Origin of the sequence: Spirillospora sp. NPDC047279, assembly GCF_040643285.1 — a bacterium.
Classification (GTDB): domain Bacteria; phylum Actinomycetota; class Actinomycetes; order Streptosporangiales; family Streptosporangiaceae; genus Spirillospora.
Genome location: NZ_JBEYUA010000012.1, coordinates 43,536 through 59,872 on the forward strand (window position 1 = coordinate 43,536; position 16,337 = coordinate 59,872).

Here is a 16,337-nt window from a genome sequence, read left to right on the forward strand (position 1 = left end):
GCTCCTGAAGGTGCGGGGGTTCCTGATGGCCCGATTCGATCGCTTAGGTTAACCTAACCTAAGCCTTTGTCCAGTCCAGGGGGCCTCCACGGCCTTCGCCACCGTCCGAAAGCCCCGCAGGTGACCCTCACGAAAGCTCCGCCCCCGGACGCGCCCGCCGCGCGCCCGCCGGGGAGTGGCCGCTACGCGGCACGTACGGCCGGGTTGCTCGGCGCACTGCTCGCACTGCTCGCCGTCGTCGCGCTCAGCCTCGCCGTCGGGGCCAAGCCGCTCTCGCTGAACGAGGCGTGGCAGGGGCTCGTCGACAGCGCCTCGCCCGCCTACACGGTCGTGCACGAGATGCGGCTGCCGCGCACCCTGCTCGGCCTCCTCGTCGGCATCGCGCTCGGCCTGGCCGGCGCCGTGATGCAGTCGGCCACCCGCAACCCGCTCGGCGACCCGGGACTGCTCGGCATCAACGCCGGCGCCGCCGCCGTCGTCGTCACAGCGATCTCCTTCCTCGGCGTGACCTCGTTCCTGGGGTACGTGTGGTTCGCGTTCATCGGCGCCGCGGTCGTGTCGGTCGCCGTCTACGTGGTGGGCGGCGGGCGCAGCGCCACACCCGCCCGGCTCGCGCTCGCGGGCGCCGCGCTCAACGCCGCGCTGTTCTCCTACGTCAACGCGGTGATGCTGCTCGACACCGCCGCGCTCGACCGCATGCGGTTCTGGACGGTCGGCTCGCTGGCCGCCGCCCAGCCCGAGACGGTCGTGCGCGTCCTGCCGTTCGTCGCCGTCGGGCTCCTGCTGTCGCTGGCGCTCGCCCGGCCGCTGAACGCGGTGGCGATGGGCGACGACGCCGCGACCTCGCTGGGCGCCGACCCCGCGCGCACCCGGACCCTGGCGATCATCGCCGTGACGCTGCTGTGCGGCGCCGCGACCGCCGCCTGCGGGCCGATCGTGTTCGTCGGGCTGATGGTGCCGCACCTGGTGCGCTCGCTGACCGGGCCCGACCTGCGCTGGATGTTGCCCTACTGCGCGCTGCTGTCGCCCGCGCTGATGCTCCTCGCGGACGTCATCGGACGCGTCATCGTGCGCCCCTCCGAACTCCAGGTCGGCGTCGTCACGGTCGTGCTCGGCGGCCCGTTCTTCCTCTACTTCGTGCGGCGGCGCAGGACGGTGGCCTCGTGAAGCGTCCAGTGCACTCCGGCGTCGTCCGCACCGCCGGGGGCCTCTCGTTGCGGTTCCAGCCGCGCGCCGTCCTGGCCTGCGCGGCGTTCCTCGTCGCCGGGCTCGGCGTCGCGGTGCTGGTCATCGGCAGCGGCGACTTCCAGCTGAGCCCCGGCCAGGTCGTGCGGACGCTGCTGGGCAACGGCCACCCGGCCGACTCGTTCATCGTCAACGAGATCCGGCTGCCGCGCGCCGTCACCGGGCTCGCCGTCGGCGCCGCGCTCGGCATGGCCGGAGCGATCTTCCAGTCGTTGTCGCGCAACCCGCTCGGCAGCCCCGACCTGCTGGGCTTCACCCAGGGCAGCGCCACGGGCGTGCTCGCCGCGATCGTGCTGTTCGGCGCGGGCAGCCTGGCCGCGGCGGCCGGCGCGGTCGCGGGCGGCATCCTCACCGGCCTGTTCGTCCTGGTCCTGACCGGGCGCCACGGCGCGCACGGGCAGCGGCTCATCCTCGTCGGCGTCGGCGTCGCCGCGATCCTCACCGGCGTGAACGGCTACCTCATCACCGAGGCCGAGCTCACCGACGCGGCGCGCGCGGTGTTGTGGATCACCGGCAGCCTGGACGGCCGCGACTGGGCGGACGCGGCACCGGTGCTCGTCGCGCTCGCGGTGCTGATCCCGCTGGTCATGGTCGGGTGCGGGCGCCAGCTGCGCATGCTGGAGATGGGCGACGACGCGGCGCACGGCCTGGGCGTCCGGATCGAGCGCGTGCGGCTGGTCCTGCTCGGCGCGGCGGTGCTGCTCGCGGCGTTCGCCGCCGCCGCGGCCGGCCCCGTCAACTTCGTCGCGCTGACCGCGCCGCAGCTGGCGCGGCGGCTCACCCGCGCGCCCGGCCCCAACCTCCTGCCCGCGGCCTGCCTGGGCGCGGCGATGCTGGTGACCGCCGACTTCGCCGGGCAGCGGCTCTTCCCCGGCCACCAGCTCCCGGTCGGCGTGGTGACCGGGCTGCTCGGCGGCGGATACCTCGTGTGGCTGCTGGCCACGGAACGTAAGACGGGACGGATATGAAGCACGACGCGACTCCGCAGGACGACGTCTCTCCCCGGGGCGGCGTCACTCCGCAGGACGGCACCGTGCCGCGGGACGACGTGCCCGCGCGGCTGACCGGCGAGGGCCTCACCCTGGCCTACGACCGGCGCGTCATCGCCGAGGGCCTCGACGTCGTCGTGCCGGACGGCTCGTTCACCGTGATCGTGGGCCCGAACGCGTGCGGCAAGTCGACGTTGCTGCGCGCCCTCGCCCGCATCCTCAAGCCGTCGGCGGGGACGGTCGTGCTGGACGGCGAGCGGATCGGGGCGTGGCCGGCCAAGAAGCTGGCCCGCACGCTCGGCCTGCTGCCGCAGACGTCCATCGCGCCGGACGGGATCTCGGTCGCCGACCTGGTGGCCCGCGGCCGGTACCCGCACCAGGGCCTGCTGCGGCAGTGGTCGCGGGAGGACGAGCGGGTCGTGCTGGAGGCGATGGCCGCCACCGGCGTCGACGACCTCGCCGACCGCTACGTGGACGAGCTGTCGGGCGGCCAGCGGCAGCGCGTGTGGATCGCGATGGCGCTCGCGCAGCAGACCCCGATCCTGCTGCTGGACGAGCCGACCACCTACCTCGACATCGCCCACCAGATCGAGATCCTCGACCTGTGCGCGCGGCTGCACGAGGAGGGCCGCACGGTCGTCGCCGTGCTGCACGAGCTCAACCAAGCCACGCGGTACGCCACCCACCTGATCGCGATGCGCGAGGGCCGGATCGTCGCCGAGGGAGACCCCGGCACGGTCGTCACCGCCGACCTGGTCGAGCAGGTCTTCGGCCTGCCGTGCCGGGTCATCGACTGCCCCGAGACCGGGAGCCCGCTGGTCGTCCCCGCTTCGTCCCGCGTGCGCGCCCGCGCCTCGTGAGACCCCGGGCTCCGGGGAGACGCGCGTTCTCGTGAGACGCGCGTTCTCGTGAGACGCGCGTTCTCGTGAGACGCCGCGTCGTCAGGAGACGTCGAACTCGGCGAACTCGGGCGTGCTGAGCATGCGGGCGTGGTCGCGCGGCGTCCACGGCCACAACTCGGGCAGGCCGTCCTTGCCGAGGTACCAGCTGGCGCAGCCGCTGGTCCAGATCGTCCGGGGCATCGCCTGCCGCATCGCCTCGTTGTAGGCCTCGGTCGCGTCGGCCCGGGGCGCCATCGAGGTGACCAGCCCGGCCCGCCAGCGCCTGATCCAGCCGGTGATGTAGCCGGCCTGCGCCTCGGCGATCGCGATCAGGGAGTAGTTGCCGATCGGGCTGTGCGGGCCCATCAGGAAGAAGAGGTTGGGGAAGCCGGGGAGCGCGACGGTCCGGTAGGCGCGCGGGCCGTCCCGCCAGGCCTCCTCGAGCGTGCGGCCGTCGGGCGCCACCAGCCCCATCGGGCGGACGTAGGCGTGCGCGTCGAACCCGGTCGCCAGCACCAGCACGTCGGCCTCGTGCAGCCGGCCGTCCGCGGTGACGATCCCGCGCGGCTCGACGTGCGAGATCGTGTCGGTGACCAGCTCGACGTCGTCGCGCTGGACCGCGTCGTAGAAGCCGCCGGAGGCGATGAGGCGCTTGCACATCGGCTCGTCGGGCGGTGTCAGCCTGCGGCGCAGGTCCGGGTCGGCGACCTTGTTGAGGTTGCGGCGGCACATCGCGCCGATGAGCCGGCGCTGCCAGCCGGGCTTGATGATGGCCTGGGACAGCACCTTGCTGATGACGGTCTCGTGCCAGCGGTAGCCGAGGCGGTCGAGCACGGGCAGACGGCGGTGCGCGGCGCGGGTGAACCTGCTGTACGCGCGGTTGGGTGCCGGCAGGATCCACTGCGCGGTGCGCTGGAAGAGCAGCAGGCGGCCCGCGGTGCCGGCCAGGTCGGCGGTGATCTGCACGCCGGTCGAGCCGGTGCCGACGACGGCGACGCGGCGGCCGCGCAGCGGGACGTCGTGGTCCCAGCGCGCGGAGTGGAACGTCGCGCCCGCGAACGTGCCGAGGCCGGGGATGTCGGGGTGGCGGGGATGGTGCAGCACGCCGGTCGCGGTCACGAGGAAGTCGGCCTCGTCCGTGCCGCCCGCCGAGGTCTCGACGTGCCAGCGCCCGCCGGTGTGCCGGGCGGCGGTGACCTCGGTGCCGAAGACGATGTGGCGCCGGACGTCGAAGCGGTCGGCGATGTCGTCGAGGTAGGCGCAGATCTCGGGACCGGGGGAGTAGAGGTGCGTCCACTCGGGGTTGGTGGCGAACGAGAACTGGTAGAAGCGCGACGGGACATCGCAGGTCAGGCCCGGATAGGTGTTGTCGCGCCAGGTGCCGCCGACCGCCCCGGCCTTCTCGTAGATCGTGATGTCGCCGACGCCCGCCTGCCTCAGCTTGATCGCCATGCAGAGCCCGGACATGCCGGCACCGACGATGATCACCCGCGGATCAGCCATGCGGATAAGTAAACACTGACACGCCCTCGTCAGGAAGGTCCGTCGCCGGGAATGGCGGTCGTCAGGAAGGGCGGTCGTCAGGAAGGGCGGTTGTGGCCGGCGTCGGTGTCCATCCGCGCCCAGCCGGCCTCCCACTCGGCGTCCCTGATCCGGTCGAACCGGTGCCGGAACAGCGCGTACACGCCCAGTATCGGGACGCCGCCCGCGGCGAACGCGGCGAACGCGGCGTACGCGGCGTCGGTGACCGTCCGGCTGTGCGGCCGCGGCCGCATCGAGACCTCGCCCGCCCGGTCGACCCAGATGGCCCTGGTGTCGCCGGCCTTCGCGCCCTTCCAGCTGGGCAGCGCCCCGGTGTGCGGCCTGCGGTCCGGGCCCGTCCACCGGGCCTGCACCGTCTCGTGGACGTAGCGGTCGCCGGTGGTGCCGACCCCGCCGGTCGACAGGACGGTCGCCGTCACCCGGGCGCGGTCGGCGTGCTCGGCGCGTTCGGCCCGGGTGCCCGCGTCGTACGACCAGGACGCGCACCACAGGGCGAACGGCGGCGCGGCGAGCAGGAAGAGGGCGAGGAGCGCGAGGGCGGTACGCCGCTGGACGCGGTCGATCCGGCGGCGGAGCTCGTTGTGCTCCAGCCCCAGCCGCCGCCACAACCTCCTGGCGGGCGAGCACCGCTGACCGGCGCCGGGTCTGCCCATCCTCGTCACCTCCCCGGGGAGCAAACTCCCGGTAAGAGGCATTTAGCCATCTTTCACCAGGATATTCCCGATTCGCATGACGGGCACAGACCCGGCCCCGATTTCTGCCCTCCGCCCGGTGGCCGACCGGCGGTTCTGGACCTAGCGGCGCTTGACGGCCTCTTCGAGGAGCTCGCCGAAGCCGCCCTCGACGCCCTTACCGAGCATGTCCAGATCGGGCATCGCGTCGAAGTCGCCGGTGATGCCGAAATGCAGCCGCCCGCAGTAGGACACGATCGCCGTCGCGACCCGGATGCCGCCGGTGAGGGGGACGTACGGATGCAGCTCCAGCACGCGGCGGCCCAGCATGTACAGCGGGAAGTTGGGGCCGGGCACGTTGGTCGTGACCGTCTGCACCAGGTCCTGGCGCAGCCGTACCGGCAGCCGCGCGGCCAGCGAGAGCAGCGCGGGCGCCACGGCGGTGTCGGTCAGGCGGGTCAGCGCCTTGGTGCCGGCGGCCTGGTTGCTGCCCTTGACGTCGTCGGTCTGCTCGCGGATGCGGCGCAGCCGTTCGAGCGGGTCGTCGACGCCGACCGGCAGGTTGACGAACACCGCCGCCACCCGGTTGTTGAGCACGCCCTGCTCGTCGGTGGCGCGGACCGAGACCGGCACCGCCGACCGCACGCACGTGTCGTGGGTGAGCTCGCCGCGCGCGTTGAGCAGGTCGCGGTAACCGGCGGTGACGGTGGCCAGCACGATGTCGTTGATCGTGCCGCCGAGCGCCCTGCGGATGGTCTTGACGTCGTCCAGCGGCGCCTGCTGCCAGCACCAGCGCCGGTGCGGGCCGATCGGCCCGTTGAGCGACCCGGCCGACGGGTGGACGAACCGCGCGGTGGCGCGGGTCAGGCCGAGGGCGAAGTCGCGCACGTCGCGGCCGGGGCCGGAGGCGGTCAGCGAGCCGAGGCCGCCGTCCAGCACGCGGATCACGTTGTCGAGGCCGACCACGCGCGGGATGCCGAGGCTGCGCGCCACGTCGCGGGTCTGGCGGATCGGCTGGGTCACCGCGCGCTGCGCCGAGTCGCGCAGCAGCTCCAGGGCCGACGGCCCGGGCGCGGCCTCCCAGGGATCGGGCTCGCCCGGCGGCTCGTAGTCGGGCTCCAGGTCGAACAGGACGGTGGCCAGGTCCATCCCGGCGACGCCGTCGACCATGCAGTGGTGCACCTTGGCGATCATCGCCCAGCGGCCGTCGGTGAGGCCCTCGACGAGCCAGATCTCCCACAGCGGCTTGTCGGGGTCCAGGCGCTGCGCGAGGACGCGGCCGGCGAGGTTGCGCAGCTGCTCGTCGGTGCCGGGGGCGGGGAGCGCGGTGTGGCGGACGTGGTAGAGCACCTGGAAGTGCGCGTCGTCGGCCCAGACCGGCCGGCCGAGATGCAGGGGCACCGGGCGCACCCGCTGCCGGTACCGCGGAACGAGCGGGAGCTTGGCGACGATCGCCCTGATCAGGTCGCCGTACTTCGGCACCGGGCCCTCGAACACGATCACCGATGCCACGTGCAGGGGAGTGTTCTCGTCCTCCAGGAGGTAGAAGCTGGCGTCCAGTCCGCTCATCCGTTGCACGGCCTCACCGTCTCTCTGCCACCGGGTCGGGGGAAGGGCGTCACTCGGGGTCGGTGGCGGCGGTCCAACCCAACACCCGTGGGGCGATCTCTGACAAATGCACTGACTCGACCTGACAGTTGTCACCTGGGTACGGACTACTGTCGGGTAATGCCGGATTCGGTGCCCGAAGTCGGCACGTCACGCTAACCAGGACGTGTGTCGGCCGAGTGAAGAACGCGGTGGTTGTGCATGGCGTGGCCCGGGATGAGCGACCACATGCGGACAATGGTCCTCTGCGAGGTTTGGGTTCAGCCGTCGCCGGCGAGCTTGACGAGGTCGTCGAACCCCGCGCGGATGCCGTCGGCCAGCACGTTCAGGTCGGGCATCCCGTCGAAGTCGCCGGTGAGCCCGAACGTGAGCCGCCCCTCGTACGAGAAGAGCGCGATGCCGACCCGCATGCCCAGCGCGAGCGGCACGAACGGGTAGAGCCCGACGAGCCTGCGCCCCAGCACGTACAGCGGGAACGGCGGGCCGGGCACGTTGGTCACCACGGTCTGCATGATCGGCTGGCTGTGGCTGAGCGCGTACCGGGACCCCAGCGCCATCAGCGTCGGCGCGAACCCGGCGAGCAGGGCGAGCGCCTCGCCGCCAGCCGCCTCGTGCGTGCGCTTGACCTCGTTCATCTGGTTGCGGATCTCGAAGAGCCGCCGGCGCGGGTCCCCCTCGCCCACCGGCAGGTTGACCAGCACGCCGGAGACCTTGTTGGCGAGCTCGCCGCGCTCGCTCCGCGCGCGCACCGACACCGGCACGAGCGTGCGCACCCGCGTGCCCTCCTCCAGCTCGCCGCGCGCGTCGAGCAGCTCGCGGAAGCCCGCCGTGACCGCCGTCAGGACGACGTCGTTGACGGTCCCGCCGAACGCCTTGCGCACGGTACGGATCTCGTCGAGGTCGGCGTGGATCCACATCCAGCGCCGGTGCGGGCCGACCGTGCCGTTCAGCGAACCGGTGGTCGACCGGGCCAGCCGCCCGATCGTCGCGGGCACGTCGATGCCGACGCGGCGCAGCGTGCTCGTGCTCAGCAGCCGCCGCGCCGCTCCCGGCAGCGCGGCCACCTGCCGGGCGGGCTCGGCGACCGCGGTGCGCGCGGTGTCGGCGAGCAGTTCGAGGGAGGACGGCTGCCGTTCGGGCTCGGGGATGCCGGTCGCCTCCGGCGGGCCGGTGTCGGGGGAGATGTCGAACAGCGTGGTCATGAGGTCGACGCCGCCGACGCCGTCCACCACGCAGTGGTGCACCTTGGTGATGAGCGCCCAGCGGCCGTCCTCCAGTCCCTCGACCAGCCAGATCTCCCACAGGGGCTTGGCGGTGTCGAGGCGCTGCGACAACACCCGGCCGGCGAGGTTGCGCAGCTCCTCCGGCCCGCCGGGCTTGGGGACCGCGGTGTGGCGCACGTGGTAGAGGATGTTGAAGTGCGGGTCGTCGACCCAGACGGGGCGCCCGAGGTGCAGCGGCACGGCACGCACGCGCTGGCGGTATCGCGGCACTTTCGGCAGCTTGGCGATCACCGCCCGGACCACCTCCCCGTACGTGGGCGCCGGTCCCTCGAAGACCGTCACCGACGCGATGTGCAGGGGGGTGTTCTCCGACTCGGCGAAGAAGAATCCGGCGTCCAGTCCGCTCAGCCGCTCCATGGCAGGTCCGTCTCGTCGTCGTGCAGGGGGTGGTCGTCACAGGCTTCCCCCCGATGCCCCGCCCAACCGGACAGACCGCCAATTAGTGGACGACCTGGAGCGGCGCGTGCCAGGCCGGGCGTGTCGGATGTGCCGGCCGGACGTCCGGCGGTGCCGTCCCGGCGGTGCTGTCCCGGCGGTGCTGTCAGGCGGCGACGTTCCTGGCCCGGCGGCGCGGGCGGGGACGCGGCCGGCGCCCGGTGATCCGCCCGACCTTCGGCGTGGTGCGCTCGCGGATGAACGCGCCGACCTCGTGCAGCGCGGCCAGCCCCTCCGGCACCAGGTCGGCGAAGACCTGGAACACGTGGACCTGGCCCTCCCAGACCTGGAGCCTGCACGGCACGCCCGCCGCGTTCAGCCGGTCGGCCATCAGCTCGGCGTCCGGGCGCAACATCTCGGTCGAGCCGACCTGGATCAGCACCGGCGGCAGGCCGGTGAGGTCACCGTTGACCGGCGAGACCATCGGGTCGAGCGGCACCGCGCCCTCGGTGAGCAGCCCGGCCAGCCGTTCCACCCGCCGCGCGGGCAGGTAGGCGTCGAGCCTGGCGTTCGCGTGCGAGACCTTGGTGGTGTGGTCGAGGTCGGTCAGCGGCGCCATCGCCACGATGCCGGCGGGCGCCGGCAGCCCCTCCTTGAGGGCCTGCTGGATGGCGGCGAACGCCAGGAACCCGCCCGCCGAGTCGCCCGCGACCACGATGCGCTCCGGGTCGTACCCCTTCTCCAGCAGGAAGCGGTACGCGTGCACGCAGTCGGCCACCGAGACCGTGAGCGGCGCGGCCGGGAGCTGACGGTAGGCCACCGAGAGAACGGGGGCGCCGGACGCCGACGCGATCCGGGCGATCATGCGCCGGTGGGTGCGCAGCCCGCAGGAGAAGAACCCGCCGCCGTGGAAGTACAGGACCACCCTGTCGACGGCGCTCTCGGGCCCGCGTACCCACTCGGCCTGGAAGTCGCGGAACCTGACCCGCTCCACCTCGGCCCAGCGCGGTGCGGGCAGCGCCACCGGCGCGGCGAGGTCGATCGCGAACGCCGGGCGCAGCCCGCGCGGGCTCAGCGGCCACACCGCCAGGAACGGCCGCACCGTCATGCGCAGGCCGTGCGCGGCCAGCTTGGAACGGACGGTCGTTCCCGGGCGCGACTCGATCGTCAGGTCCATGCGAGGCCTCCCCGATGCCGTCCCGGTGCACGGGTACGGACATGACCAAGCGGTCAGTTGGTCAACTTCGCATCGGGACGATCAGTGTGTCAAGAGTTCTTCCTGACTGGAATCCGGCGTTCCGGACGCCTCCTCGCGAGACGTGACCATGAGGGCCAGCAGGGCGCCGATCACGCACAGCGCCGCCGTCACCCAGAACATCTCCTGGTACTGGGTCCGCAGCGCCTCCTTCAGAGCCTCCTGGTACGCGGCGAGCTTCTCCTTGAAGCCCTCGTCGAACGGCAGCGGCATCTGCAGGTCGGCCGTCAGCGACCGGAAGCGGTAGAAACCCCAGGCGGACAGCGCCGAGATCCCCAGCAGCATGCCCATCATCCGCGCCACCACCACGGCCGCCGAGGCGACGCCGTGCTGCGCGGCGGGCACGAAACGCAGCACCGCCGACGACACCGGCGCGATGACCAGGCCGAGGCCGAGGCCGGTCACGATCAGGTCGGCGTCCATCCGGGGGATCGGGCCGTACGAGGCGTTCTCCAGATCGGCCGGCCAGCCCGAGATCAGCAGGAAGCCCACGGCGGAGACCGCCATCCCCGCGACCATCGGCCGGCGGTCGCCGACGCGACGCGCCACGAAACCGCCCGCGACCGCCGCCACCGGCAGCGCGACCAGGAACCGGGTCAGCATGAGCGCGCCGTCGACCGAGTCCTTCTCCAGCAGCGTCTGGGCGACGAGGACCACGTCCACCAGCGTGACCATCAGCGCCGCGCCCGACAGCAGGCTCACGCCGAGCGTCGCGAACAGCGGCCCGCGCCGGACCCCGGTGAGGTCGAGCAGCCTGGTCCTGGCCCGCGCCTCCCAGAGCACGAACAACACCAGCACCACCACGCCGGCGCCGACCGCGGGGAGGCCCCACGGCGGCAGCGCCGACTCCTCGGGCTCGGGGTTGTAGAGCCCGCCGACCAGCAACCCCAGCCCGAGCGCCAGCAGGACGCCGCCGACCACGTCCACGCCGGGCCGCTCCGCCGCCCGCTCGCGCCCGCCGCCGGGCACGGTGAAATGGATCGCGACCATCGCGACCGCGGTGAGCGGCAGGTTGATCCAGAAGATCCAGCGCCAGTCGTCGAACGCGGCCGCGACGGCCACCCCGTACAGCGGGCCGAGCACGCTGCCGAGCTCCTGCGCGGCGCCCACGGTGCCGAGCACCACCGGGCGTTTGCGCTCCTCCCAGAGATCACCGGCCAGCGCCATCGTCACCGGCAGCAGCGCGCCGCCGGCGATGCCCTGGACCACCCGGCCGGTGGTCAGCAGCGGCACCCCGTGCGCGAACGCGGTGATCGCCGAGCCGACCGCGAAGAACAGCAGGCAGACCTGGAGCACCGCGCGCCGGCCGAACCGGTCCGACAACTGGCCGAGCAGCGGCATCGCCGCCACGTAGCCGAGCAGGAACCCGGTCAGCACCGGCGTGATCCGCTCCAGCCGGTTGATCGGGATGCCGAGGTCCTGGACGACGGTGACCAGGATGGTGGTGATGACGTAGGCGTCCAGCGCGGCCAGCAGCACGACCGCGCCGCCGACGCCGATGGCGATCCGGCGGTCGGCCATGGCTTACTGGGGCGCCTTGAAGGTGTAGGGCGCGTCGAACTCGGTGAAGTTGATGATCACCGAGCCCTTGTCGCCGCCGCTCGCCACGGGCGGGATCTCGGCCTTGACCCGGACCAGCCGGTGGTCGGCCTTGTTGATCCAGACCTGGCCCTGGATGTCGGAGGTGATGCCGGGGATCAGCCCGCCCAGCGTGTCCTTGGGCAGCGTGCCCCGCACCCGGTCGGCGTCCTTGCCGTTGATCTTCTCGGTGCCCTCGACCTTGGGGCCGGCGACCGTCGTCAGCAGCTTGGAGATCCCGCGGTTGGGGTCCAGCACCGCCGACGGGTCGTACAGCGCCGCCGCCATCGTCTTCGGAACCTTGCGCCAGCCCCCGGTCACGCCCTTGATGTAGATGCTGTCGCCCACCGCGACGATCTTCATCTCGACCGACTGCCCGGACTGGGTGATCTGCAGCGTCCCCTCGGCGTCACCGCTCTTGAGCAGCTTGATGTCGCCGCTCTTGACCATGATCGGCGGCTTGTCCTCGGTGGCCAGCGTGAACGCCACGCTCTTGAGCCCGGCCATCGCGGTCGAGGCCTGCTGGAGCGTCGGGCTGCCGTCGGGCTGGTTCGCGGCGGGCGTGTCGCCGGGCTTGTCGTCTCCGCCCGAACACGCGGTGACAGCCGTCAGCGCGCAGAGGGCCATCATGAGAGCGGCGAGCCGGCCGGGGATTCTGGACATAGGCGGACCCTACCGACCGGTCACCATCCCCGTCACTCGCGCCCGGGTATGACATCGCGGCCCTCCCTGAGTCGGATGGGGGTTTACGCGGTGGCCCCGGGAAAGACCGCGCCGCTATCATGGCCCGCGGCGCGCCCCACACCTGGTCACAGCGGTCCACGGGCCCGCCCTGGGGCGGTAGCTCAGCTGGTCAGAGCAGGGGACTCATAATCCCTGGGTCGCGGGTTCGAGTCCCGCCCGCCCTACGCAACCGCGGTACCGCTTCACCCTGCGCTCCCTCGGGGCCCTGCTGTCACGAGCCGTGACCCTGACCAACAGCGGGTGGCGTGGGGCGAACGCACCGAGATCACGCTCTGGGACGTGGCCTCGGCCCGCAAGGTCCGTACCTTGAAGGCCACCGGAAGGCCACCGGAAGGCCACCGGAAGGCCATCGGCTCGGTGGCGTTCAGCCGGGACGGCGGGACGCCGGCCGGCAGGAGCGCCCTGGACGGCACCACACGGCTGTGGGACGTGGCGACCGCGACCCGGCCGTCGTGTACTCCGGCCACCGGCCGACGTCGATCATCAGCGGGGTCGACTTCAGCCCCGACGGCGGGCTGCTCGCCAGCACCTCCACCGACGGCACGGTCAGGCTCTGGAACGTGCCCTGACGCCGGGGCGGCGCCTCGTACCCTCGATCGGATTCGAACCGACAACAAGACCGTTTTAAATGGTCCGCCTCTGCCGTTGGGCTACGAGGGTGAGGAGATCGTATGTCCCGGTCTCTCCTGACCACGACCCCTGTGGACAACCGTGCCCACGCCGGTCGGAGTCCAAATGCCGGGAATCGATGGTTGGACGCGCGGCGGCCGTCAGCGGCCCGGCGAGAGGTAGAGGCGCAGGTCCGGGGAGCCGGGGACCGGCAGCTCCCGCCAGGCGGCGACCGGGGCGCCGGACCGGACGTCGGCCGGGGACGCGGCGATGACGACGCGCAGGCCCCGGCGGCGGAGGCGTTCGACGTTGGCGGTCGTGAGGTCGTTGTGCGCGTCGCGGGGCGGGACGCCGTCGCGCATGTCGGCGGCATGGCAGGCGCGGTCGAAGGCGATCTGCGGGGCGTACCGGCCGATGACCGCGCAGTGGCCGTCGACGCCGTCGCGGCGTAGGGCCCCGGCCGCCCGGACCGCGGGGGTCAGCGCGGCGGTCGCCTGGTCGGCGGCCCGCTTGGCCATCACCAGCTGGAAGTCCACGTGCAGGAACGCCGCGAACGCCGCCGCCCACGCCAGGACCCGTACCGCCGGACGGCCGGAGCGGACGAGCGCCATCAGGCCCTCGGCGGCGGGCACGGACAGCAGGGCGAACACCGGCAGGAGGTAGCGGGGCACCGCCCAGTCGGAGAGCACGAGGTAGGCGGCCCCGGAGAACGCGGCGGTGATGGCGCAGAGCGCCACCGGCCGGCGGTGGCGGGTCATGACCAGGCCCAGGACGACCAGGGCCGCCCCTCCCGCCCACCAGAGGACCGCCGCAGGGGAGATGGGGCCGCAGCCGGCGGTCGACGGGAGACAGGTCTCCTTGCCGCCGCTGACGGTCGCCCAGTAGCGCAACAGCTCGAAGTGCAGGCCCTCGGTCTGGTTGACCGAGGAGATGGCCCGCAGCCGGGTGGCGGGGCCGCCGAACCGGGCGTACGCCTCGATGACCCACCACAGGCCCCCGGCGGCCAGGCCGAGGCAGATCGAGGCCGCGGTCCTGGTGCGGCGCAGGACGAGCGCGGCGACCAGCAGCACCAGGGCGATGGTGACGGCGTCGGTCGGCCGCAGCAGGGTCAGCGCGGCGACGACGAGGGCGAGGCCCAGGCGGCTGTCGCGGACCAGGAGGCCCACGGCGGCGACGGCGCCGATCGCGACCAGCTGGTTGGGGAGCACGGCGCCGCCGAAGCGCAGGGCCGGCCAGGTGAACGCGAAGAGCGCCGCGGCCAGCGGGGCGGCCATGCCGCGCAGGACCTTCAGCCAGGGGAGGAAGGCCAGGAAGAGCAGGAGGGCGGAGAGCGCCGCGAAGTAGACGCGGATGACCGTGACCGAGGAGGTGAACGGGACCACGGGGGCGGCGGCCAGCGCCTCGCCGGGGGAGCGGTGCGCCGCGTAGGGGATCGCCGGGACGCGCGGCGAGAACTGGCTGAGATAGACGGCCTCGTCGAGGTCCAGCGGGACGCGCGCCACGCCGACGATCAGCTGGGCCGCCGCGTAGGCCAGGGCCACGAGGGCGAGGACGAGCACGGGACGATGGCTGGTCGACACGTTCCCCCGATTCCGCCGCCGGCCGTTCCACTCCACGTTATCGAACGATCACCGTGGGTGCTTCCCGTCGTCCGTCCGTCACGGCGATGACCCGGATGCGCGCCGGGGCGCCGGGCCTCAGGCGGGCCATTCGGGGCGGCGCTTCTCCAGGAACGAGGCCATCCCCTCCTGGGCCTCCGGTGTCTGGCTGGCGGCCGCCATGACCTCGATCGCGTAGGTGTAGGCGTCGGCCTCGGTGCGGTCGAGCATCGCGTACATCGCCTGCTTGCCGAGCGCCTTGCTGCGCGGGCTGCCCTGGGTGGCGCGGTCGAGCAGCTCGCGGGTGGCCTTCTCCAGGCCGGCCGCCGGGACCACGCGGTTGACCATGCCCCACTCGTACGCCGTGCGCGCGTCCACCACGTCGCCGGTGAGCGCCATCTCCACGGCGCGCTTGCGCCCGACGTTGTGCGAGATCGCGACCATCGGGGTGTGGCAGAACCAGCCGCCCTTGCCGCCCGGCGCCGCGAAGCCCGCCTCGTCGCCCGCCACCACCAGGTCGCAGGTGACGGCGAGCTGGCAGCCCGCGGCGGTGGCGAGCCCGTGCACCTGGGCGACCACGACCTGCGGCACCGACTGGATCGTGCGCATCAGCTCCGTGCACGTCTGGAGCAGGTCGCGCGCGTCCTCGTGGGAGGCGCCCGCCATGTCGGCGAAGTCGTGCCCGGCCGAGAACACCGGGCCGTTGGCGGCGAGCACGATGCCCAGCGCGTCCGTGCGCCCCGCCGCGCGGAACGCCTCGGTGAGCTGGAGCAGGAAGTCCCGCGACAGCGCGTTGCGGCGCCGCGGCCGGTTCATCGTGATCGTCGTGACGGCGCCGTCGGTCCGGACCAGGACATCGTTCATGACCACGACGCTACGTCAGGCCGATGGATCACGCACGACCAGGGGATTCCGTGATTCGCCGTGAGATGTCGGACCCGCGTCGTACGGTGGGCGCGACACGAAGGGGGCCGGGCCTTGAAACTGCTCACCGCCACGAACGTCACCCAGGGCTACCGTCACAACGACTTCGACTGGTGCGTCGAGGGGGAGCTGGTGCACATCGGCGTCGTCTGCGCCAGCGACCGGCAGGACCCCGACGGCGGCTGCGGCTGCGGCCGCGCCTTCGCCGGGCTCAACTCGCACCGGGCCACCACCACCGCCATGATCCGGGAGATCCCCGGCTTCTCCGACGACGACTACGTCGAGGCGATCAGGTCCAGTCTCGAGCAGCAGGGATACGACGCCTCGTACGCCGAGCACGAGGCCGCCGAGCTGCGCATCCTGGTGCGCGACTGGCCGGTCGGGGCGATCGTCGAGCGCCGGCTCGACGAGATCGTGGTGCGCGAGGTGGTGCAGCAACCCGGTCAGGAGGCCGACACCTGAAGGAGCGCCTGATCTGAGGAGCCCCGGCTCCGGAGCATCCCGCCTACGGGGTCTCGCCGTCGAGCCAGGCGGCGAGCTCGGCGTCGGTGGGCGGGAGGAGGCACCACAACGCCTCGGTCTCGGTGGCGCACAGCGGGATGCGCTCGTGCAGCCGCAGGATGTGGAACATCTTCGCCGCGAACGGCCGCACCCCGACGGCGGCGAGCCCGATCCCGCGCTCCTCGCAGCGCCGCGCCGTGGCCGACACCGCCCGCAGGCCCTCGGCGTCGAAGAACGACACCCCGCTCAGGTTCAGGACCAGCGGGCGGCCCGTCGTGGTGGCGAGGCGGCGGAGCCGCAGCTGCACGGTGGGGGACGACATGCGGTCCATCTCCCCGGTGAGCAGCACGGTGGTGTGCCGCAACCCCTCCACCACGACCATGTCGACGACGGTGTCTCTCACGGCGACCTCGCAATCGGCGCTCTGGTAACACAAAAGCATCGCGCGAGTACGCTTGGTTGCCAAGGGTGTGAGCCGAGATTCTTGGAGTTCCCGGCGGCGGTTCGTCGGCGGCCGGCCGCCGACGAACCGAC

General features: G+C 72.8%; 15 protein-coding genes and 2 tRNA genes. 6 read left to right on the forward strand and 11 right to left on the reverse strand.

The window, feature by feature from the left end; genetic code table 11:
* The first annotated feature begins 120 nt into the window (after window positions 1-120).
* The 3 genes from ABZ810_RS28770 to ABZ810_RS28780 are packed head-to-tail and all read left to right on the forward strand — an operon-like array spanning window position 121 to window position 3,094.
* Window positions 121-1,167 (forward strand): iron chelate uptake ABC transporter family permease subunit, encoded by a 1,047-nt coding sequence (locus ABZ810_RS28770; protein ID WP_358408590.1) that lies wholly within the window; start codon window positions 121-123, stop codon window positions 1,165-1,167.
* The gene (locus ABZ810_RS28775; RefSeq protein ID WP_358408593.1) at window positions 1,164-2,213 is read left to right on the forward strand and encodes an iron chelate uptake ABC transporter family permease subunit; all 1,050 of its coding nucleotides are present in this window, start codon (window positions 1,164-1,166) and stop codon (window positions 2,211-2,213) included. Before ABZ810_RS28770 ends, ABZ810_RS28775 begins: the two co-directional genes overlap by 4 nt.
* The gene (locus ABZ810_RS28780; RefSeq protein WP_358408595.1) at window positions 2,210-3,094 is read left to right on the forward strand and encodes an ABC transporter ATP-binding protein; all 885 of its coding nucleotides are present in this window, start codon (window positions 2,210-2,212) and stop codon (window positions 3,092-3,094) included. Before ABZ810_RS28775 ends, ABZ810_RS28780 begins: the two co-directional genes overlap by 4 nt.
* An 81-nt stretch (window positions 3,095-3,175) precedes the next feature.
* Here the strand turns inward: ABZ810_RS28780 and ABZ810_RS28785 are convergent, their stop codons facing one another.
* The 7 genes from ABZ810_RS28785 to ABZ810_RS28815 all read right to left on the reverse strand — a co-directional run bounded on the left by ABZ810_RS28785 (window position 3,176) and on the right by ABZ810_RS28815 (window position 12,090).
* The gene (locus ABZ810_RS28785) at window positions 3,176-4,618 is read right to left on the reverse strand and encodes an NAD(P)/FAD-dependent oxidoreductase (RefSeq protein WP_358408598.1); all 1,443 of its coding nucleotides are present in this window, start codon (window positions 4,616-4,618) and stop codon (window positions 3,176-3,178) included.
* A gap of 77 nt (window positions 4,619-4,695) precedes the next feature.
* Window positions 4,696-5,310, reverse strand: a complete 615-nt coding sequence (locus ABZ810_RS28790) for a hypothetical protein (protein ID WP_358408599.1) — start codon at window positions 5,308-5,310, stop codon at window positions 4,696-4,698.
* Between the two features lie 141 nt (window positions 5,311-5,451).
* Window positions 5,452-6,897: a wax ester/triacylglycerol synthase family O-acyltransferase gene (locus ABZ810_RS28795; RefSeq protein ID WP_358408601.1), complete on the reverse strand. Its 1,446-nt coding sequence runs from the start codon at window positions 6,895-6,897 to the stop codon at window positions 5,452-5,454.
* Between the two features lie 299 nt (window positions 6,898-7,196).
* The gene (locus ABZ810_RS28800) at window positions 7,197-8,576 is read right to left on the reverse strand and encodes a wax ester/triacylglycerol synthase family O-acyltransferase (protein ID WP_358408602.1); all 1,380 of its coding nucleotides are present in this window, start codon (window positions 8,574-8,576) and stop codon (window positions 7,197-7,199) included.
* A gap of 184 nt (window positions 8,577-8,760) precedes the next feature.
* Complete coding sequence (locus tag ABZ810_RS28805) at window positions 8,761-9,771, reverse strand: alpha/beta hydrolase (RefSeq protein ID WP_358408605.1); 1,011 nt, start codon at window positions 9,769-9,771, stop codon at window positions 8,761-8,763.
* Window positions 9,772-9,852: 81 nt separating this feature from the next.
* Window positions 9,853-11,370 carry an MFS transporter gene (locus ABZ810_RS28810; protein ID WP_358408607.1) on the reverse strand — a complete coding sequence of 506 codons (1,518 nt, stop codon included), beginning with the start codon at window positions 11,368-11,370 and terminating at the stop codon, window positions 9,853-9,855.
* 3 nt (window positions 11,371-11,373) lie between these two features.
* Window positions 11,374-12,090 (reverse strand): LppX_LprAFG lipoprotein, encoded by a 717-nt coding sequence (locus ABZ810_RS28815; RefSeq protein ID WP_358408610.1) that lies wholly within the window; start codon window positions 12,088-12,090, stop codon window positions 11,374-11,376.
* A gap of 171 nt (window positions 12,091-12,261) precedes the next feature.
* On the opposite strand from ABZ810_RS28815, the gene ABZ810_RS28820 reads away from it, so the two are divergent.
* Window positions 12,262-12,335 (forward strand) — tRNA-Ile (locus ABZ810_RS28820).
* A 258-nt stretch (window positions 12,336-12,593) separates the two neighbouring features.
* Window positions 12,594-12,740, forward strand: coding sequence for a WD40 repeat domain-containing protein (locus tag ABZ810_RS28825; RefSeq protein ID WP_358408612.1), 147 nt, complete (start codon window positions 12,594-12,596; stop codon window positions 12,738-12,740).
* Window positions 12,741-12,758: 18 nt separating this feature from the next.
* Here ABZ810_RS28825 and ABZ810_RS28830 read toward each other — a convergent pair.
* From ABZ810_RS28830 to ABZ810_RS28840, 3 genes are all read right to left on the reverse strand, one after another.
* Window positions 12,759-12,831 (reverse strand) — tRNA-Leu (locus ABZ810_RS28830).
* A gap of 110 nt (window positions 12,832-12,941) precedes the next feature.
* Window positions 12,942-14,360, reverse strand: a complete 1,419-nt coding sequence (locus ABZ810_RS28835) for a hypothetical protein (RefSeq protein ID WP_358408615.1) — start codon at window positions 14,358-14,360, stop codon at window positions 12,942-12,944.
* Window positions 14,361-14,477: 117 nt separating this feature from the next.
* The gene (locus ABZ810_RS28840) at window positions 14,478-15,242 is read right to left on the reverse strand and encodes an enoyl-CoA hydratase-related protein (protein WP_358408618.1); all 765 of its coding nucleotides are present in this window, start codon (window positions 15,240-15,242) and stop codon (window positions 14,478-14,480) included.
* Between the two features lie 114 nt (window positions 15,243-15,356).
* Between ABZ810_RS28840 and ABZ810_RS28845 the strand changes: the two genes are divergently transcribed.
* On the forward strand, window positions 15,357-15,764 hold the full coding sequence (locus tag ABZ810_RS28845; RefSeq protein ID WP_358408621.1) for a hypothetical protein: 408 nt from the start codon (window positions 15,357-15,359) through the stop codon (window positions 15,762-15,764).
* 43 nt (window positions 15,765-15,807) lie between these two features.
* Here the strand turns inward: ABZ810_RS28845 and ABZ810_RS28850 are convergent, their stop codons facing one another.
* Window positions 15,808-16,206: an STAS domain-containing protein gene (locus ABZ810_RS28850; protein ID WP_358408623.1), complete on the reverse strand. Its 399-nt coding sequence runs from the start codon at window positions 16,204-16,206 to the stop codon at window positions 15,808-15,810.
* Window positions 16,207-16,337: the final 131 nt, after the last annotated feature.